At 53.7% G+C, this 20,334-nt stretch carries 18 protein-coding genes; 4 read left to right on the top strand and 14 right to left on the bottom strand.

The annotated features are described in order from the left end of the window. Positions 1-177 precede the first annotated feature (177 nt). From C7387_RS16840 to mdtM, 3 genes are all read left to right on the top strand, one after another. Positions 178-513, top strand: coding sequence for a SymE family type I addiction module toxin (locus C7387_RS16840; RefSeq protein WP_120817138.1), 336 nt, complete (start codon positions 178-180; stop codon positions 511-513). Positions 514-543: 30 nt separating this feature from the next. Next, positions 544-1,824 (top strand): DUF445 domain-containing protein, encoded by a 1,281-nt coding sequence (locus C7387_RS16835; protein WP_038252362.1) that lies wholly within the window; start codon positions 544-546, stop codon positions 1,822-1,824. A 297-nt stretch (positions 1,825-2,121) separates the two neighbouring features. Then, on the top strand, positions 2,122-3,363 hold the full coding sequence (mdtM, locus tag C7387_RS16830) for a multidrug efflux MFS transporter MdtM (RefSeq protein WP_038252364.1): 1,242 nt from the start codon (positions 2,122-2,124) through the stop codon (positions 3,361-3,363). A gap of 46 nt (positions 3,364-3,409) precedes the next feature. On the opposite strand, the gene cobO is transcribed toward mdtM, so the two are convergent. The 14 genes from cobO to btuC form a co-directional block, all read right to left on the bottom strand. Then, complete coding sequence (gene cobO / locus C7387_RS16825) at positions 3,410-4,012, bottom strand: cob(I)yrinic acid a,c-diamide adenosyltransferase (RefSeq protein WP_006816994.1); 603 nt, start codon at positions 4,010-4,012, stop codon at positions 3,410-3,412. A gap of 6 nt (positions 4,013-4,018) precedes the next feature. Beyond that, positions 4,019-5,668, bottom strand: a complete 1,650-nt coding sequence (locus C7387_RS16820; protein WP_120817137.1) for a FumA C-terminus/TtdB family hydratase beta subunit — start codon at positions 5,666-5,668, stop codon at positions 4,019-4,021. A gap of 30 nt (positions 5,669-5,698) precedes the next feature. Further along, positions 5,699-6,712 (bottom strand): glutaminase A, encoded by a 1,014-nt coding sequence (gene glsA / locus C7387_RS16815; RefSeq protein WP_120817136.1) that lies wholly within the window; start codon positions 6,710-6,712, stop codon positions 5,699-5,701. A gap of 55 nt (positions 6,713-6,767) precedes the next feature. Then, on the bottom strand, positions 6,768-8,066 hold the full coding sequence (locus tag C7387_RS16810; protein WP_006816991.1) for a dicarboxylate/amino acid:cation symporter: 1,299 nt from the start codon (positions 8,064-8,066) through the stop codon (positions 6,768-6,770). Between the two features lie 56 nt (positions 8,067-8,122). Then, positions 8,123-8,443 carry a DUF4387 domain-containing protein gene (locus C7387_RS16805; protein WP_006816990.1) on the bottom strand — a complete coding sequence of 107 codons (321 nt, stop codon included), beginning with the start codon at positions 8,441-8,443 and terminating at the stop codon, positions 8,123-8,125. Beyond that, complete coding sequence (locus C7387_RS16800; protein WP_120817135.1) at positions 8,440-9,804, bottom strand: acyclic terpene utilization AtuA family protein; 1,365 nt, start codon at positions 9,802-9,804, stop codon at positions 8,440-8,442. Before C7387_RS16800 ends, C7387_RS16805 begins: the two co-directional genes overlap by 4 nt. Further along, entirely contained in the window at positions 9,797-11,047 is a 1,251-nt protein-coding gene (locus C7387_RS16795; protein ID WP_120817134.1) for a methylaspartate ammonia-lyase, read from the bottom strand. Before C7387_RS16795 ends, C7387_RS16800 begins: the two co-directional genes overlap by 8 nt. After that, positions 11,044-12,492 (bottom strand): methylaspartate mutase subunit E, encoded by a 1,449-nt coding sequence (locus tag C7387_RS16790; RefSeq protein ID WP_006816987.1) that lies wholly within the window; start codon positions 12,490-12,492, stop codon positions 11,044-11,046. Before C7387_RS16790 ends, C7387_RS16795 begins: the two co-directional genes overlap by 4 nt. Next, positions 12,482-13,891 (bottom strand): methylaspartate mutase accessory protein GlmL, encoded by a 1,410-nt coding sequence (gene glmL / locus C7387_RS16785; protein WP_006816986.1) that lies wholly within the window; start codon positions 13,889-13,891, stop codon positions 12,482-12,484. Before glmL ends, C7387_RS16790 begins: the two co-directional genes overlap by 11 nt. Continuing rightward, positions 13,891-14,331 (bottom strand): methylaspartate mutase subunit S, encoded by a 441-nt coding sequence (gene glmS, locus C7387_RS16780; protein WP_006816985.1) that lies wholly within the window; start codon positions 14,329-14,331, stop codon positions 13,891-13,893. Before glmS ends, glmL begins: the two co-directional genes overlap by 1 nt. Positions 14,332-14,628: 297 nt before the next feature. Continuing rightward, positions 14,629-15,450: a vitamin B12 ABC transporter substrate-binding protein BtuF gene (btuF, locus tag C7387_RS16775; RefSeq protein WP_120817133.1), complete on the bottom strand. Its 822-nt coding sequence runs from the start codon at positions 15,448-15,450 to the stop codon at positions 14,629-14,631. Positions 15,451-15,509: 59 nt separating this feature from the next. Continuing rightward, positions 15,510-17,327, bottom strand: a complete 1,818-nt coding sequence (btuB, locus tag C7387_RS16770) for a TonB-dependent vitamin B12 receptor BtuB (protein WP_120817132.1) — start codon at positions 17,325-17,327, stop codon at positions 15,510-15,512. Positions 17,328-17,412: 85 nt separating this feature from the next. Continuing rightward, positions 17,413-18,171, bottom strand: a complete 759-nt coding sequence (gene btuD / locus C7387_RS16765; RefSeq protein ID WP_006816981.1) for a vitamin B12 ABC transporter ATP-binding protein BtuD — start codon at positions 18,169-18,171, stop codon at positions 17,413-17,415. Continuing rightward, positions 18,168-19,211 (bottom strand): vitamin B12 ABC transporter permease BtuC, encoded by a 1,044-nt coding sequence (gene btuC / locus C7387_RS16760; protein WP_120817131.1) that lies wholly within the window; start codon positions 19,209-19,211, stop codon positions 18,168-18,170. Before btuC ends, btuD begins: the two co-directional genes overlap by 4 nt. 228 nt (positions 19,212-19,439) lie before the next feature. On the opposite strand from btuC, the gene C7387_RS16755 reads away from it, so the two are divergent. After that, entirely contained in the window at positions 19,440-20,330 is an 891-nt protein-coding gene (locus tag C7387_RS16755; RefSeq protein ID WP_006816979.1) for a LysR substrate-binding domain-containing protein, read from the top strand. The last annotated feature ends 4 nt before the right edge of the window (positions 20,331-20,334 follow it).

The raw sequence follows: 20,334 nt of genomic DNA, 5'->3' as shown, positions 1-20,334 counted from the left end.
TTATCAATTAATTATTCATTGTTTTTATTTTTATATTTATTTTCTGTTTTTCTATTTTCCAGATGGACTTTCCCTTCCCCGCTGGCTAAATTAACAGTGTTCTTTTATCGCGAAGTGAATGTGCGCCAACACATTCACCCCGCTAATCACAATGACTATTAAATAGGAATAGCCACCATGACTACCCCCGATTATATCGCCGAAATCACCGAACCTGTAGTGCTTCCTGCCACCCTGCGCCATTATACCGTGACCTATGTCAGTAAATATCCGACGCTGAACAAGAGTCCGGCGATTATTTTAAAAGGTGACTGGCTGGCGAAAGCCGGTTTTACCACCGGCAGTAAGATGGAGGTGCGGGTGATGGAGGGCTGCATCGTGCTCACCAGCAAAGCGCCGGAGCCGGAGCACGAGGCGCTGCACAAGCGGGTACAACGGTTATCAAAGCGCAAGCAGGCGCAGATCATGGCGTTTATCGCCATGGTTGAGAACAAAAACAGCGCGTTCCGTTGACCGCGCTTCAAGGGGATCTGGTCTTAGCGGATGGACAAATTAGCTGAACTAAAACGCGCCAGAAGGCTGGCGCTGTCGCTGCTGCTGGCAGCCGCGGCAATTTTCGTGACCACGCTGTTTCTGCCACCGGTCTGGTGGGTTGGCGCGCTGAAGGCGATGTCGGAAGCGGCGATGGTCGGTGCGCTGGCGGACTGGTTCGCGGTGGTGGCGCTGTTTCGCCGCATCCCCATTCCCTTTATCTCCCGCCATACGGCGATTATCCCGCGCAATAAAGACCGGATTGGCGACAATCTCGGGCGTTTTGTGCAGGAGAAGTTTCTCGATACCGGCTCGCTGGTGGCGCTCATTCAGCGTCACGAGCCGGCGATGCTCATCGGCAACTGGTTCAGCCAGCCGCAAAACGCAGAGCGCGTCGGGCATCATCTGATTAAAGTGATGGGCGGCTTTCTTGAGCTGACCGACGACTCGCGCATTCAGGGGCTGCTGAAGCGCGCGGTGCACAAAGCCATCGATAAGGTCGATCTTACCGGCACCAGCGCGCTGATGCTGGAGAGCATGACCAAAGACAACCGCCACCAGAAGCTGCTCGATGCCCTCATCGCCCAGCTGATCGTGCTTATCCATCGCGACGGCACCCGCAGTTTTATCGCCCGGCAGATTGTCCACTGGCTCGAAACCGAGCACCCGCTCAAAGCCAAAGTGCTGCCCACCGAGTGGCTCGGCGAGCACAGCGCAGAGCTGGTGACTGACGCGGTTAACACCCTGCTCGACGACATCACCCTCGACCGGAGCCACCAGATCCGCCACGCCTTCGATCGGGCGGTACAAAAGCTTGTCGAGGCGCTGAAAAACGATCCGCAAATGGCGGAGAAAGCCAACGGTATCAAGCAATATCTGAAAGAAGATCCCGCCTTTAACGGCTATCTCGGCGAGCTGTGGGGCGATCTGCGCCGCTGGCTGAAAGCCGATCTTGAGGCCGAAGACTCCCGCGTGCGCCAGCGTATTGCTGAAGCCGGACAGTGGTTCGGCGAAACCCTGGTAGCAGACGCCGCGCTGCGTACCTCGCTTAACGAGCATCTGGAGCAGGTCGCTCGCCGGGCGGCACCGGAGTTCGCGAGCTTCCTGACCCACCACATCAGCGATACGGTCAAAAGCTGGGATGCCCGCGATATGTCGCAGCAGATAGAGCTCAACATCGGCAAAGATCTGCAGTACATCCGCATCAACGGCACGCTGGTGGGCGGCAGCATTGGCCTCATTCTCTGGGCGCTGTCACAAATTCCGTCACTGGTTGCCGCGCACCTGGCCTGAGCGATGAATAGTCATTGATTCATTGTGGATATGATTTACACTGATGCTGCTTTTTTCTCCGCCATTCTTTCCGAGGTGCAATGTGTTGAATACCGCGCGTAATCACAACACTTTCTGACGACGCGTCAGCTGAGTGTTTACCTGCCTGAGCTTGCTCCGGCGGCGATTTTGATTACACGAAATTCAATGCATTGCAGTCCGCTTTATCTCTTTTCGCCCTGCCCCGCGCCTGTCCGTAAAGCGCCGCCATTGGATTTCGCTGTAGCGTTTTTTCTCCGTACAAGGAGTCTGTTTTTTATGCAACGGATGTTGTCTTTCTTTCGTCGTCACGCCACGTCGCTGTTCTTCCCGATGGCGCTGATTGTGTACGATTTTGCCGCTTATCTGACGACGGATCTGATCCAGCCCGGGATAATTCATGTGGTGCGTGAATTTAACGCCGATGTCAGCATGGCCCCGGCCTCCGTCAGTCTTTATCTGGCGGGAGGCATGGCGCTGCAGTGGCTGCTGGGGCCTCTGTCAGACCGCATTGGCCGCAGGCCGGTACTGATAGCGGGCACGCTTATCTTTACCCTCGCCTGCACCGCAACGCTCTTCACCACCACCATGGAGCAGTTCCTCGTTGCCCGCTTCGTGCAGGGCACCAGCATCTGCTTTATCGCCACCGTTGGCTACGTCACCATTCAGGAGGCGTTCGGCCAGACGCGGGCAATTAAGCTGATGGCGATCGTCACCTCGGTGGTGCTGATGGCTCCGGTCATCGGCCCGCTCTCCGGCGCGGCGCTGCTGCATTTTGTCCACTGGAAGGTGCTGTTCGCCATTATTGCGGTGCTGGGGCTGTTCGCCTTTCTCGGTCTGCTGTGGGCCATGCCGGAAACCGTCGTTCGCGGTAACATACCGTTAAGCGTGACGGGAGTGGTACGCGATTTTCGTAACGTATTCCGCAACCGTATCTTCCTGTTCGGCGCGGCAACCATCACCCTCAGCTATATCCCGATGATGACCTGGGTTGCGGTGTCGCCGGTTATTCTGATTGACGCCGGAGGGCTCAGCACCGCCGAGTTTGCCTGGGTGCAGGTGCCGGTATTCGGCGCGGTAATTGTAGCGAACATGGTGATGGCGCGCTTTGTGAAGGATCCGACCAGCCCGACGTATATCTGGCGGGCGGTCCCCATTCAGCTCACCGGCCTGGCGCTGCTCATCGTTGGTAACCTGCTGTGGCCGCACGTCTGGCTGTGGTCGGTGGCGGGCACCAGTCTGTACGCCTTCGGCATCGGGCTGATATTCCCGACGCTGTTCCGCTTTACGCTGTTCTCCAACGACCTGCCGAAAGGTACCGTCTCGGCATCGCTGAACATGACCATCCTCACCGGAATGGCGCTGGCTATTGAAGGCGCTCGCTGGCTGTGGTTTAACGGCGGAAGAATGCCGTTTCATCTGCTGGCAGTGGTCGCGGGCGTGGTGATGGTGGTGATGCTGGCGGGATTACTGAAACGGGTGCGCACGCATAACGCGGCAATCGCGGTGACGGAGTCCTGATGTGTTGATAGTGCCGGATGCGGGTATTGCCGCATCCGGCAACGCGTTACCAGTCAATCCCTCGCTGCGCCTTAATACCCTTATCAAAACCGTGCTTCACGGCGCGCATCTCGGTCACCGTATCAGCCAGGATCGTCAGCTTCTCATGGCAATCACGCCCGGTAAGGATCACGCTCTGATGCGCCGGACGGTTCTGCAGCGCCGCGATGATGTCGTACAGCGGAATATAGCTGTAGGTGGTCATGTAGGTTATCTCATCCATAACCACCAGGTCATACGTCGGGTCGGCCAGCATACGCCTGGCCTCTTCCCAGACCAGGTTCGCCGCCGCAATGTCCTTCTCGCGATCCTGGGTTTCCCAGGTAAACCCGGTTCCCATCATGAAGAAATCGACGTTGTGGGCTTTGAGGAAGTTGTACTCCCCGTTGTCCCACTTCCCTTTGATAAACTGCACCACCCCGGCTTTTTTGCCGTGGCCGATAGCGCGCACCACGGTGCCCATCGCCGCCGTGGTTTTGCCTTTACCGTTGCCGGTGTAGACCATCATCACACCTTTGCTGATGGTCGCGCCTTTAACGCGTTCATCCACCAGGGTTTTCAGCGTTTGCTGGTTCTTCTTGTGTTCATTTTCCTCATAGTCTGTACGCATATTCCCTCACAGATTCTTGATGCAGGCGTGGCAGGAAGGCTGGTCGACGAACTGATAAAAGTTATTCCCTTTATCATCCACCATGATAAAGGCAGGCATGTCCTTCACCTCCATCATATAGATGGCTTCCATCCCCAGCTCCGGATACTCCAGGCACTCCAGCGACATCACGTACTCTTTCGCCAGCAAGGCGGCGGCACCGCCTACGCTGCCGAGGCTAAACCCGCCGTACTTCTTACAGGCATCGGTCACCTGCTGGCTGCGGTTGCCCTTGGTGAGCATCACCAGACTACCGCCCACAGACTGGAACTCTTCGGTATAGCAGTCCATGCGCCCACCGGTTGTTGGCCCTAACGCACCGCAGATATGATTCGCCGGCGTTTTTGCAGGCCCGGCGTAATACACCACGTGATTGGTCAGATAGTTCGGCATCGGCTCGCCTTTATCCAGCTTCTCTTTGATTCTGGCGTGGGCAATATCACGGGCGACAATGATTGGCCCGGTCAGGCTCAGACGGGTCGACACCGGCAGGCGGCTCAGGGTTTCCAGCGTTTCATTAAACGGCCGGGTTAAATCAAGATGCACCACCTCGGCTCCGGCGTTCATATCGTGGCGGTTCAGCAGATAGCGCGCCGGATTACGCTCAAGCTTCTCCATCCAGATGCCATCTTTGTTGATCTTCGCTTTCACCTGGCGATCGGCGGAGCAGGAGAGCGCCATGGCGATCGGACAGGATCCCCCATGGCGCGGCAGGCGGATCACGCGAATATCATGGGCAAAGTACTTACCGCCGAACTGCGCCCCAATGCCAATCTCCTGCGCCACCTTAAGCAGCTCCGCTTCCAGCGCGTGGTCGCGGAAAGCTTGCCCATACTGATTCCCTTCCGTCGGCAGCGCATCGTAGTATTTGGTCGACGCGAGCTTGGCGGTTTTCAGAGCCTGCTCCGGCGACAGGCCGCCCACCACGAAGGCAATGTGGTACGGCGGGCACGCCGAGGAGCCGAGCGTTATCATCTTCTCCGCCAGGAAGCGCTTCAACGAGGTCGGGTTCAGTATCGATTTAGTTTCCTGGAACAGCGCGGCCTTATTCGATGAACCGCCGCCTTTGTTCATGAACATAAAGCGATACTCGTTACCCATCACCGCGCTGATATCAATCAGCGCCGGCAGGTTGGTCTGGGTATTCACCTCGGTGTACATGTCGAGCGGCGCGTTCTGCGAATAGCGCAGGTTGTTCTCCTGAAACGCGTGGAACACCCCTTCACTCAATGCTTCCCGTTCATTACCATCCACCCATACCTGCTGGCCTTTCTCCGCAATAATGGTGGATGTCCCCGTGTCCTGGCACAGCGGTAATTCTTCTTCCGCTGCAATTGCCGCGTTACGCAATAGCTGTAACGCGACATAACGATCGTTATCACTGGCCTCGGGATCGTCCAGAATACTGGCGACCTGCTGCATATGTGCCGGGCGTAAATAAAACGATGCCGCGTGAAACGCGTGACGTGCAAGCCAGGTTAAACCTTCCTTCGACACGGAAAGAATTTCCCGCTCGCCAACCTGAATGGTCGAAACAAAATCTTTGCTGACCAGTTCATATTCGGTCTCATCGGCAGACAACGGGAAATCGGGTTGATAACTGAAAACCATAGTCATAAATACTCCGTATAATGCTAAGTAAACGGATCAAAGTTCTTGTTTTGGTGTAACGAAAATATTGGCCTGAGTGGCATCGGCGATATATTTAATGGCGGCCTGCGCGCGGACGCTATTCCCGGCTTCGTCGAGCGGCGGAGAGTACACCGCAACGGAATATTTACCCGGCACCACGGCGAGAATACCGCCACCGACGCCGCTCTTCGCCGGAATACCGACCTGATACAGCCATTTACCGCTGCCGTCATACAGCCCGGCAATCGCCATTTCTGCCAGAACGTACGGCATATACTGCTGGCTTATCAGCTGCTGGCCGTTAAACGGGGATTTACCGTTATTGGCCAGTACCGCCCCCATACGCGCCAGCTGCAGGGTATTGGCATCCACCGAGCACTGACGGGTGTAAATTTCGACTGCTCCGTCAATGTCGCTGTAGAAACGGTTGAAGGATTTCGCCAGATGGGCCAGCGCTTTATTGTGCTGGTTAGTATCCATCTCAGATTTAAAGACCTCTTCGTTCACGGCTAAATTCGCGTTAGCGAAGGCATCAAGGTTGGATTTTATTTTGGTCCAGCGGTCGGCGTTGTTATCGGCGCGCACCAGGCTTACCGCGCTCATTGCGCCAATATTCACCATCGGGTTTTCCAGCGTCCCTTTACTGGCCTCAAGGCCGACGCCGGAGTTAAACGGCAGGCCGGTCGCATTCGCACCGAGCTTCTCTAAAACCGTCTCCGGGCCGCTCTGCTGCATTACCAGCCCCATAGTGAAGACTTTAGAGATAGACTGGATCGGAAACGCTTTATTCACATCACCGGCCTGGTAGATTTTGCCGTCAACGGTCGCGAGCACGATGGCAAAATTTTTCGGGTCGTAGCTTGCCAGCGCCGGAATATAATCCGCGACTTTGCCGTCGTTGAGGTTTTTGTATTTCGCGTGTGCCTGTTCAACCAACTGCGCATAATCCGGTGTGGTATCTGCCTGCGCAGGAGCGCCTGTCAGCAGGGTAAAGCTCATGACGCAGATGCCAATTAACTTCGTCTTCATTATTATTTTCCTGTGAATAGAAAAATCGGCCGACAGCGATCGGCCGATAAAAGGATTACGCGTTTTGCTCAACCGGTTTCACGGTTTCCAGCACAATGGCATTTGGCTCCGCCGGTTCACCACGGCAACCTTCACCAAAGTGTTCACCTTCCCAGCGGGAAACCAGCGCAGCACCCATCGCGTTACTCATCACGTTGGTCGCAGAACGGCCCATGTCGAGGAACGGATCGACACCCATCAGCAGGATCAGACCCGCTTCCGGAATATGGAACTGGTTCAGCGTGGCGGCGATAACCACCAGCGATGCGCGCGGCACACCGGCCATCCCTTTTGAGGTCAGCATCAGAATAAGCAGCATGGTTATCTGCTCGGTCAGATTGAGGTGGATATTGCAGGCCTGAGCGATAAAGATGGTCGCGAAGGAGCAGTAAGCCATCGAGCCGACCAGGTTGAAGGAGTAACCAATGGGCAGCACGAAGCTGGCGATTTTCGGGCTCACACCGAAGTTTTCCAGCGCTTTCAGAGTGCCGGGGAAAGCCGCTTCAGAACTCGAGGTGGTGAATGCCAGTACCGCTGGCTGACCGATACCGCGCACCAGACGTTTGATACAAGGCCCCACCAGCATCCAGGACAGACCAATGAGGATCACCCACAGCAGGCCCAGGGTGAAATAGAATTCCCCCATGAAGATCCCGGTACTGACCAGGATCCCAAGGCCTCGCTCGGCAATCATGCCGGAAATCGCCGCGAAAACGGTTAACGGAGCAAACAGCATCACGTAACCCGTCAGTTTCAGCATGGCGTGAACCAGCGCGTCTAAACCACGTACGATAGGTGCAGCCGGCTCCCCTACGGAGGCTAAAGCCACGCCGAGGAAAATCGAGAACACCACAATCTGCAGCACTTCGTTTTTCGCCATCGCATCAAAGATGCTCGATGGGAACGCATGAAGAATAAAGGATTTGAAGGTAAAGGCCTGTGCCTGAACCACTTGCTCTGTACCGGTCGCCACAAAGTTAATGCCATGACCCGGCCCGAAGATGTTAACGATAATCAGGCCAAGGGCGATAGAGATCAGCGCGGCCAGAATAAACAACGTAAGGGTTTTGGAGAAAATACGTCCCAGCGTTTTCGCATCGCCCATTTTGGCTATCCCAACGACCAGCGTGGAGATAATCAGCGGTGCGATAATCATCTTAATTAAACGTAAGAAAATTGCGGTCAGAATGTTAATATCATCCGCATAAACTTTTGCCGTCTCCGGCGCAGCCATTTCATTGATCATGACGCCGACAATACTACCCAGTATTAAGGCGATAATGATCATTGTCGTCAAGTTGAGCTTTTTTAACATATTATAATTATCCTGATGAGAAAGCAGGAGAGGGATACCCCCCCTGCTTTTTGGATTTAATCCAGATTGAATTTAATGGCTAATAGCGGTGCGTGCTGCTGTGCGCCATATACATCTGAATCGCCAACTTCCCCGGAAACAATGAGTCGTGGTAATACGACTTTGACGGCATTGGCCGGTTCAAACCAAACAATATTAAGAACATCTTCCGGCTTCATTTTATAAAGACCGGCAATTAACTCAGTGGTGAACTGTCCGGACTGTTTAACCGCCAGATAGTCTTCCCGACTTTTAAATAAAATATCGAGGACCAGCTCGTACGGCCCGGCATTCTTGGAGCGAATCACCAGCGCCACATCGGTAATCGGCGTCGTCATTGGCAGCCCTCCGGTGAAACGGTTTCCATATTGAAGGCAAAATCTAAACCTTCGACATCCATCAGGTGATACAGCGAGAACTCAAACACTTCCCCGGTCGGAATATCCGATGGCGAGAACGGGAAAGCCAGGTTGCCCGCAGTGGCAATACGATTTTCGTAGCCGTAATGCAGGAGCGTTGAGCGCACCAGCGAACAGACGCTGTTGGCCATCTCCTGCGTAGGCGCCACGATATCGAGCAAAATGCCCAACTCGTGCGGCGTCTGCTGGCTTGGTTCCTGCTTACCCATCACCGCGTTTTTACCGTAGAGATGGAAGTTGAGTTTGATGATGTCTTCCGCCACCTTCAGGTTGGTGATGGCCTGGGTTTTCACCTTCTCCAGAATGCCGTCGATGCCCGCGATCATGATGGGATCGCGCGTCCCGGCAATGGTGATGCAGCGGTAACCAACCCGACGCGCCCCTTCCAGCTTCAGCTGATACGGCGTGGCTTCAAAGCGCGAACCGGTCACGTACACTTCACCTTCGTTAACATTGGTGAATTCACAGTGCTCCAGATTCAGTACCCCGCCCGGCCCCGGCAGAATGTACGGGTTCGATTTCTCATACAGCGTATGTGCTGCCGCCGAGGTGGCGGTGAACTTACGCAGCGGGTTGAACGCCTTCAGGGTGAAGCCTTTGTCGTCGATGATGCCCATGGCGCAGTCAGACCCGCTGCCCGGCGTCGCCGCGATGGCCGCGCACTCCAGAATTTTGCCGCAGTGCATCGCCAGGCCTTCATCAAAGCCGAGCATCACCGGCAGCGCCGCGAAGCAGGCCGGATCGTAGGCACGACCCGCCAGCACCACCTGCGCACCCGCCGCCAGAGCGGCCTGGAACGGCTGCAGACCAATCTGCGCCACGATGGCGGTGGTGTCGTCAATCGCCTCGTGGGTCAGATCCGGTACACAGTCCAGGGCGTGGATCTTGCCGCTGTCCAGCGCTTCATGCACCGTGGCCTTATCGATATCGGTCGGGATGGTCGCGAGCTTAAAGGTCAGCCCCTCTTCCTGCGCGATTTCAAGAACGATATCGCGGCACCAGGAAAGGTGCGAGATAGCGCCGGAACCGCCTGCGGTACCGACAACCACCGGAATATTGTTGGTCACACCGGCACGGATCATGTAACGCAGGTCGCGTTTCACCCCTTCACGATCGGTGAACGGTTTACCAGAACCCAGGTAGTGTGGGCCCGGATCCGACGATCCGCCGTCAACCGCGATCAGATCGGGTTTTTCCAGCATCGCACGATGAAAGCTTTCTTCCGGGAAGCCGTAGCCAAGAATGGCCGTCGGCGACAGAATTTTGAACGTCTTAGGCATAAGTCTCTTCCGCCTTCAGTAACGCCATGGTGCGATGCATTTCGTTGTAAACGATGTTCATACCTTCATCGAAGCCCATGCCCGGCTTGACCAGCATACGGATCGGACGTGCCGCCATGGCGACGTGCACGCAGGTGCGGGCGCTGTTGATGGTTTCGTTGCAGGTGCCACCCTGGTAGGCTTCCATATCGTGATCGTTGCAATACAGCACGGCGTCGACCACGTTGTGGATGCTGCCGAGATCCGGGGTTTTGATCTGCACCATATGGCAGGATTTCGCTTTGGTGAAATCAACGATGTCTTCGAAGGTGTTACACCATTCATCGGCGACGATCTTCACGCCAGATTTCAGGCGCGCCAGCTCCTGGGTTATCTCGGTCAGCAGACGGATCTGATCCGGTTTGTTACCCGCATCAACCGGGCCTTCGATATACAGCGGCAGGCCCTGCGCTTCCGGCTCCAGGCTTGCAATGTACGCCGCACATTTGATCGGATCGTTGTTGAAAATAAGGCCGATGGTGCCGTACACGTCGATGTGCAGCGTCGGTTTGTAATCTTCGGAGGTCCGCAGGGTCATGATGCGGTCAGACAGCCAGCGCACATATTCACGCAGCTTCTCACCTTCACGACCGAGCTTGCTGTCAACGTGGTTGATAAGCGCGTGAGGCAGAACATCCACGCTTTTGAGTACCATTTTGTCGACCGCGTGGTAGCGATCGTCGCCAGACTGGGCAAACAGCGGAACAGCATCGGCGATCACCGGCAGATCCCACTCTTTGCAGACCACTTCCGCTTTCAGGCAGTTGTTAGCCAGCGCGGTGGCATCAAGCAGCGCCTGAGAAAGGCCATAGCGGATCGCGGTGTGCAGCGGCTTGCCGTCGATTTTGAGCTTATCGAAATACTGAGCGTTCTTGCGGAACTCGCTCACGTCGAGACCCACCAGCAGTGGTTTAATGTCGTTCACCAGCTGTGGAATAAAGTTTTTCGCGATGAACAGCGGATCGCGGCCGCCGGCGCCAGAGTATTGCACCGCGGCGCAATCGCCCACGGCTACCGCGCCATTTTCCAGAATCAGCTGAATGCACACGCACTCACCCGCCTGGCGAATCGCATTAAAACCTTCCGTGACAGGCTTTCCGGTATAGGTAAAGCCATCGTGTTCCGCGCCGTTTTTAATCGCTTGCTGATCGTCAAAATAAAAAGACGAATAACCCGGGGTAAAAATCACATTTTTAATTTTCATTGCGGACGTCCTATTAACTGGGAATCGGAAACTGCCATGATGTCGTCAACGATCATCTGGAAGCAGGGTTTACGTTTTTCAGCGGTGGCGCGCTCGGCGATGAAGTCGCGGTGCAGCGTCAGAATGTCGTCTGGCAGCGGGATATTGCCGTGTTCAAACAGGCGGATAGCGCCTTTGTTATCACGGACCGGCAGGATCTTGCCCTGGTTGTACATTGATGGGGCAAACGGGACATCCAGCACCCCGGCTTCGAAGGCCAGCACGGTACCGCGAGCCAGATCTCCTTCGCCCAGCGCGAAGACTTTATTCATGACGGCGCGAACTTCCGCTTTAATGAGGTCCACTTCACGCTGCACGTCGGCGCACTGCGGGAAGCTCTGATCGCGCACCAGATTCAGCATCTGGCGGGAAGCCTGCAGACCCTGAATGTTGGCGGCCGCGGTCGGGATCCCAAAGGCTTCGTGCGGTGACTTGGTGATCACTTTGGTTGCACCAGCAAGACCAGCAACCAGCGCACCGAAGGAGATCAGGCCAAACGCGTTTGGCTCCTGCTCCGGGAAACCGCCCATCCACTGGTGGAACACGGTGGAGAGTTCGTAATCGGAGTAGCCATACTCGGTAAAGTACTCATGGCCCAGTTCGCGCAGAGACTGAACTGCCGCCACGTCCTGCACCACGTTACCCACCTGGCCGTAGCCGAGGGTGACGGATTTCACGCCCTGCTCCAGCGCCAGCAGACCTTCAATCAGCGCAACGGCGTGAGACATGAACGGTGGGACCAGCGTGCCGGTCAGCGGGCCAAACGGTTCGCGGTTGATGGTGATACCATTTTCCTGGTAGATGCCGCACAGGCGGTCGACGTACTGCCAGTCGCGCAGAGATTTCTCGATGGTCACACGCTTGGTGTACGGCACGTTGTAGGAGATACCGCCGCCTTCAAAGGAGGTAAAACCTGAGGCCATACTGATTTCCATCAGCAGACGCGCATCCGGCGTACCGTGACGAACCTGCACCGGTTTCACCAGCGCTTCGGTTAAACGGCGGCACTCGGCCACGCCGTGGTTAACCACCGGCAGACCGTTTAATTTTGAGGTGCCCGCTTCGATGGAGTGTTTGATACCGATTGCCGCTTCTTCATAGCGGTTGTGGCGGGTATAGGCATCAATGGTGGACGGCAGTAAGTCGCAGTCTGGCTCCAGTTTTTTCAGCAGGGCAATATGCTCATCCATCAGTGCAACACCGGCACGTGGCTGGCTTAAGGTGATACCGGCCTGATCGGCTTTGAGCAGCGTTAACGCAAAGTTTTTGGAATCAGGAATGGATTTCTGATACGCCATGCCGTCTTCAATGTTCTGAACGTCTTTACCGGTTTCCCAGGTGGTCAACACGGTTTCACGTTCTTTCATAAAAGCATCGATATTTATTTTTTTATTATTAATTTCCATATTTACGGCCTCGGTTGTCAGTTAAATTTTTAATACTGGTAATTGCGGCATGCTGTGGAAACTCACGGGCAACGTTCGCCAGTAAAGGAATTAACCCCTGGCTATCCCGGTAATATTCAAATTCAGTGGGTAAGAGGATCTTTTTACCTTGCTCATCAATGTCGCGGTATTTGATCCATTGGTGAATATCGAAGGCTTGCGCGCGCGATAGCCACCCACCGGTGCCGATAATTTTGCGGACAGGCGTTAAATCTCGGCCAATTTGCAGTTCGCGGTTACCCGCCACGGTTGCCACCGTCCGTTTCGTCCCCGCGTGGCGTTCGCTGGCATACCCCACGTTCAACCCGGCAAGCACGGTGTCGAAATGCGCCTCTGTGGCGTTGACAGGAGTATGTTCCGGCTGGGCGTTGACCCGGCGCAGATAGTCATAAAACGCCGCTTTCTCGACCGGCTTATTCGCGAATACCGATTCCACCAACGCCCGCGCGCTGTCGCCCGCCGTGACGGAAGAAACACGCATGCCGAGATCGCCTTCTACCGTGCGTTTTAAGAACGGCTCATCAAGACCATGCTTGAAGGTATCCGGAGTCAGGATGTTGTCGCAGGTGGTGTACACGTCGGTCGTGGCACCGCCCATGTCGAACAGCATAAACTCGCGCCAGGCTTCAGAAGACTGACTGATATGATTCACCAGCTCATACACGGTGTACGGCGTCGGTAGCGGCTCTTTGCCAATCACATCAACAATCTTGTCCAGCCCTTTGCCCTTCACAATGCGCTTTAAAAAGACGTCACAAATCGCTTTGCGCGCAGGGCCAGGATTTGGGGTATCAAGGTCAGGCAGCACGTTATCGACAATGGTGAGATCTTTGTCGCGCAGCAACTGGCGCACGTCATCCTGAATGTCGCGGTTACCGGCAAAGATAATCGCGCAGTCGAGACTCGATTCGCCCAGCATTCGGGCATTGACCAGACCATATTTCTCTTCGCCGCCGTCGGTTCCACCGGTAAACAGCAGAATGTCGGGCGGTGAGCTTTCCAGCTCTTTAATATCGTGACGAGTCAGCTTGTAGGAGTAATAGTGAACAATCTTGGCACCCGCTGAATGCGCGGTGACCTTGGCAGACTCAAGCGTAATGCACGGCACCAGACCCAGGGCCGCCACCGCGAGCCCGCCTTTCGCCGACGAAGAGTAATTGACTGACAGCTCGCCCCGGCTCAGTAAGCCGCGCACATCTTCCTGTACGATATTCTCCACACAGTGGAAAAAGCCTTCGGCTAAGTTTTCTGTGGTCGTGGGCACCAGACCTTTATTAATTAACGTCAGCTCGTGACCTTCAACGGCAAACAGCGCCGCTTTGGTCCACGTTGAGCCAATATCAATTGATAACGTTCGCATCAGCAAACCTCGAGGGCTAATTTCTCGTTGTGAGTTTTAACGTCCTGGACGATCTGGTCGCACAGGGGCTCCAGTTCCTGATGCGGCGGCATTACGAAGTCAAAGCCCATCGCCTTGAACTTAGGCTCAACTTCGTTAAAGTCGTATTTGCCCACCACCAGGTTGCCACCGACGTACAGCAAAATATCGCCAACGCCGCGCTCGATGCAGCGGTCACGCATGCCCAGGCAGTCGGTATCGCCGTGACCGTAAATAGAGGAAACAATAATGGCGTCAGCACCCGTTTCAATCGCGGCGTCAATATATTCGTCCTGACTCACCATCACGCCCAAATTTGTGACGTGGAATCCAAATTCAGTGAAAACACGCTCCATGATTTTATTTCCAACAGAATGGCAATCTGCCCCAATTACGCCGATAACTAATGTTGGTTTCTTCATTTAACTATCCTTTATGTTGAAGGGGGTAACTCGTTTATTAATCCTTTGTGATGGTGGCAATATGCTTCGCGTATTTTATTTCTGCAATTGATAAAATTTGAAGACAACTTGACGTTGTTTGCCTGATAAACATCACATAATAAAAACCAGTTAAAACATACAGTTAAAATGAACGAATACAACCAGCACTGTTTTTTATCACTATGATAAATATCGGCATCGTAAATTTGTGATCTTGACGTAATTTTTCAATATTTTATTTAAGTAGGGGTTATGTGATACCAATCACAGCCAAATTTAAAAACTACCATTTTTTATTTTCTGGCACAGGTCTTCTGCGGCCAATAAAATTCGAGGGCCGCTACGGTTAAACCAGTCAGGATTTAAATTAATCACCGGATAACCCGTTTTTTGTTGCCAGAATTGCATCTCCTGCTCATCGCCTTCCTGATGGGTACCGGTAATCAGTAATCGTGGCTGGCGGGAGATAATTTGCTCACGACTGACCACCGGCCAGGCCACCCGGCTGTCGGCAAAAACGTTCTCCACACCGCACACCCGCAGCACGTCGTTTTGTATCGACTCACCGTTCGCCGTCATCAACGGGCTCACGCCAAAGAGCAGCGCGGCGGGGATCTTATCCTCTCTGGCGTACTGCCTGCTGAGCGCCGCCAGTTTCTGGCGAAAATCGCGGGCGTTACGAGCCCCCACTTCCGGGTTAGCGCTAAAACGCGCCAGGCGCTCAATATCCTGCGGGATCTCCGCCAGCCGGTGCGAATCGACAAACTCCACCGGGATCCCATATTTTTGCAGTTTCTCAAGCTCACGCTGCGGGTTAGTCTCGCGGGAAGCCACCACCAGGTCAGGTTTGAGCAGCAAAATACGTTCGAATTTAATGCTGTTACCGGAGGCCACGCGCTCCCGTTTTTGCGCAGCATCGGGGTAATCGGAATAGTCGCTGACGGCAACGAGAGAATCACCAAGACCGGCGGCCCAGGCCATTTCGGTGGTGTGTGGTGCCAGGCTTACCACGCGTAATGCCCAGGCGTGTGGTGAACACAGCAGGCAAACAACGATCGGTAAAAAACGCAGAGCTTGCGCGAACAGGAAAGGTTTCATGTGGGTTCCTCGGAGAACCACGCAAGCCAGAGTCCGGCTTGCGTGACAGGCAGGATGACTCAGAACTGGTAGCTGGCGCTCAGGGTGTATTCACGGCCCGGCATGTTGTAACCGTTGGCCGTCTGCCAGGTTTTGTCGAAGATATTATTCACGTTCCCGTGCAGAGTTAGCTGGCGCGTTACCGGCCAGGATAACCCCACGTCCCAGAGCGACGATCCGCCCACGTCGATGGTGGTGTAATCCTTGTTGCTGGTGTCTTTGCGCTTGCCCACGTAGTTGTACACCACGTTCCAGCCAATTGACGCCACTTCACCGCTTATTTCGTACTTCACCTGCTGCTTAGCGCGGCGCAGCAGCTGTTGCCCAGTTTCATCATTCTTCGGATCAATAAACTGCAGCGTGACGTTGTGGGCAATTGGTCCGGTCGCAAACTGCCCGGTTAACTCAATCCCCTTAATGGTGGCTTTGTTGACGTTATAGTAGACGCCGCTCATCCCCATATCACCGCCGCCCATCTGGTAGTCGATGAGGTTGGTAATCTGGTTGTAATAAGCCGAGACCTTCCAGTCGAGCGGGCCGGTCAGACCTTCAAGACCAATCTCCCACTGGCGAGATTCTTCTGGCTTCAAATTCGGGTTCGAGGCGATATTAAATCGCGTGGCGCCATACTGCTGGCCCAGAGACGGGGCCAGGAAGGCGGTGCCGTAAGAGAGCGTTGTCTGGTAGTTTTCTGCAAACTGCCATCCGGCAGCCGTTTGCCAGGTACCGTGCCAGCCAAACTGCTCATCGTGATCCTCACGTCCGGATAGTTCGAGCGTCACGTCCTGAAGCTGTTGCACGCCCACCATGTACAGCCCGGTGTTGTCCCGCGAGTAGCTCTGGCTGGAAAATACCGGGTTGAGGTCGAAGGTTTCGCCGGTAGTGGTCAGCTTTTCCCGCTTCCAGTCGACACCGGCGCTTACCATGCCGTGGCCCACCACGACGTTATGCCCCCACTGCAGATAATATTGCTCCATATCATCAAGCGTGGCGGGAGAAGCATAAGGCCCTGCGGTGTCGTTGTAGTTGTAGTCTTTGATTCGCTGGTAGCTTGCCGTCAACTGTGAAGCGTAGATACCTGAGTGGTAATGCAGCGCCCCATCCCAGGACTGGGTGTAGTTTTGCAGGTGGTTATTACCGCCGTCGTAGCCGTAATCTCCCTGAGAATAAGCTGTGTTGCCGGAGTGGCCATAGCCGCGGAAGAAGCCGTTGAGGTTATCGTTAAACTCCGTCGAGACGCTACCAAACAGGAATTTGTCGTGATGGCCTTTGTTTTCATGATCGCCCGCATAAGTGGAATCCGGCATGACCTCGTACCCTTTGGTACGCTCATAATTGCCGGCCAGCGTCAGCACCGTTTTGTCGATTTTTTTATTAATGGTGGCGCCGTATTGCTGGTAGCCATTTGAACCGATGCCGGTATCAACCTGGGTTTTATCGTCATCATGCTGAGTAATAATATTGATAACGCCGCCCATTGCGCCGGAGCCGTGCACCGCCGAGCGTGGGCCCCGAATATATTCGATGCGCTGTACCATCGCGACCGGGATCTGAGAAAAATCAGGGTTGTTAGCAATACCCGGGCGTGGCACAGGGATCCCATCAATGAGCACCAGCACGTGCCGGGCTTCGGTGCCGCGAATATAGAGCGCTGAGTTCTGCCCCATGCCGCCATTTTGCGACAGGTCGACGCCAGGTAGATGGCGAATAACGTCGGAGACTGATTTAGATTGCCACCTGTCCATATCCTCTTTGGTGACAACGTTCATCGGGGCAAGGACGGTACTGACGGGTTGCAAGAAACGGTTAGCGGTGACGGTCATGGTTTGTTCTGCCATGACGGGGAATGCAAATAACAGCGGCACTCCCCAGCAGAATCGGTGAAGTTGATCTATTCCCGCGGTAGGCATTGAAAAAATACTCCTAAGTTAATGAATACCGTAAATTGTCGGTATCGTTTTTTCCCCAATGAAATCTGGCGTCAAACAAATGATTTAGCTGATGGATCTGCATGATCTCTTTACACTGGCCACGCATGACCATCTGGCCTTTTTTAATCATCCAGACCTCATTGGCATGATGCAGGGTGTGATTTAATTCATGGGAACTGGAAATCACTAATATTCCGTGAGCGCACATCTCTTCGATAAGCCTGTCGAGCGCAATTTGCTGCACGATGTCCAGGCTGGTGGCAGGTTCGTCGAGAATAAGTAATTTTCCGGCAGGATTAAGCGTTGGCCATAGCTGTAAAAATACCGATGCCAGCCTTACCCGCTGCCACTCTCCGCCAGAAAGTTGATTAATGGGACGCGTGAGTTTGTCGCTCAGAAACAGTCTTTCACTCAACGTGTGGATGGCGGCATCAACAGCGTCTGGCAATGCGCCTTTAGGAATAAAAAAGCCCAGATAAGAAAAAACAGGTATCAGCAAATCCGGGAGATCCTGCTGGATCAAACAGGCGCGGTACATCGAGAGTTCGTGAGCGGTCATCGCCGAGAAAGGGGTCGTGCCTAAACTTATCGATCCGCCGCCGTTGATAAGCCCGGCAAGGCGCAACAGGAGTGAGCTTTTCCCCGCACCGTTAGGACCGATAAGGTGTACCAGCTGCCCAGGGTTTACGCAGGCATCGAAGGGGGCGAGCCGGCCCTTCACTGAAAGCTGGCGGATATTGAGGTTCGTCATTTCACCACTCCACCAGGTGTGCGAAGCAGCATCCAGATAAAGACGGGAGCGCCGAGGGTGGCAGTGACTACGCCGGTTGGGATTTCGGCCGAAGTGAGCGCTAGCCTGGCAAAGGTGTCGGAGGCCAGCAGCACCGACGCGCCCGCCAGCACGCAGCCGGGCAGCAAACGCTGATGGTTTGTTATCCCCCACAGCCGCAGCAAATGCGGTACCACGAAGCCGATAAACCCGATCATACCAGCCAGCGCCACGCTGACTCCCACCAGCCAGCCAATAAATATCACCAGCAGAATGCGCCAGTATTTAACGTTTACCCCTAGCTGCTTCGCAGTTAGCTCGTTCAGCGCAATAATGTTGATGGTCTGCCCCTGACAGGAGAGCCAGCCAATGGCCGGGATCAGCGCCAGCGTCAGCCAGGCTTCACTCCAGTCGATGCCGCCAAATCCCCCCAGCGTCCAGGCGATGATTTTGCGCATATCCATATTGTTGCTGAAGTAAAAGGCCCAGGTCATAAAGGCGCTACAGCCAATCCCCATCGCCATCCCAAAGAGCAGCAGCCGGGTGTTATTGACCCCCTGCTTCATCGAAAACAGAATCAGCAGCAGGGTAATTGCCATAGCACCGCAAATGGCGAATCCGCTGAGCAGGCCCAAATGCAGGCCGTTGCCAGCCAAAAATAGCGCCATCACCACCGCGACGCCTGCGCCGTTAGAGACGCCAAGCAGCCCCGGGTCTGCGAGCGAATTGTTAAATAATGCCTGCATCACCGCCCCACTCAGCGCCAGTGCCGCGCCAACACCGATAACGCTCAACACGCGGGGAAACCGTAGATTCCAGACAAAAAGCTCAGCCTCAGGGCTAAACCATTGCGCGGGCGTTAACCAAATATCACCAGCACATAAACTAAAAATTAACATTAATGCTAAAAAAATAGCCATTATAATTAACTTAAAATTATCTATCGCTTTTTCATTAGTATTAAGCTGAATAAAAGATGCATATTTTCCGCCTTCAGCTTGAATCTGTGACATATATCTCATCTCTTATTTTTTTAATTGTGAATTAATCTTACAAGCGCAGAATATATATATGTTGAGCAACATGATAAGGCAATTGAAAAAAAATGAAGACAACTTGAAATTCGCGCCGGAACTCATTTTATTAACTGTACATTTAAGTTTTATTGCTAGCATTAGCAATTAATTAACTTAAATAAAGCGGATAACATGGTGATTTTGTTGTAATAAATGCGCGATTGTAGGAATTTTATGAAAAAGAAGATCCCGAAATCAGAGTTATTAGTGACATTCGAAGTTGTTGCCAGGCATCAAAGTTTTGCCCGGGCGGCAGAAGAGTTGTCATTAACACAAGGTGCGCTTTTCCGACAAATAGCAACGCTTGAGGAGTTCCTCCAGGTACCGCTATTTTCACGCTGCAAGAAGAAGCTGTTTTTGAGCGACGCCGGGCGCCATTACTTACCACTGGTACGTGACGTGCTGGTCAAACTGGAAAATGACACTCATCACATTCGCCGCTTCCATCAAAAGAAGCAATCGCTGGAAATTGCGACAACTCCCACACTGAGCACAGAATGGTTAATTCCCAACCTGCAGGCGTTTTCCGCACTGAACGATAACATTGTGGTGAATATCACCGCGCTTTCCTGCGTCAATGATTTTCTGCATTGTAAAAGTGATATTGCGATCATGCGCGAAAACTTTTGCACTCCGTGGGCTTTTGTTGAGCCTCTTTTTGAGGAAGAGCTACTTCCGGTTTGCAGCAATACCTTTTTAAAAGACAACAGTAAAAAAATAAGCGTCTATCAATTACTTTCGGAATTCACATTATTGCACCAGAACTCTCGTCCTGAAGGTTGGCAGGAGTGGTTTGGACAATTTAATATCACCAATCCAGATGTGAACAAAGGTCCAAGTTTCGATTTATTATCAATGCTAATTACCGCCGTACGTTCCAATTTAGGTGTTGCTTTATTACCCAAATTTGCCATCAAAGAAGATCTATTACAGGGCAACCTCATTATCCCTTGCGAAGCACCCTTTTTTACCGGGAATAAATATATAATGACGTGGAAGCAGGAGTCGATGAACTCCATGAAAGTAAAGTTGTTCCGGGACTGGGCGAAGAACCTGGTGGAGTAAGAGA

Source organism: Yokenella regensburgei, from assembly GCF_003634235.1.
GTDB lineage: Bacteria > Pseudomonadota > Gammaproteobacteria > Enterobacterales > Enterobacteriaceae > Yokenella > Yokenella regensburgei.
The sequence above is the reverse complement of the archived record's forward strand: the minus strand, read 5'-3'. Positions and strand labels throughout refer to the sequence as shown.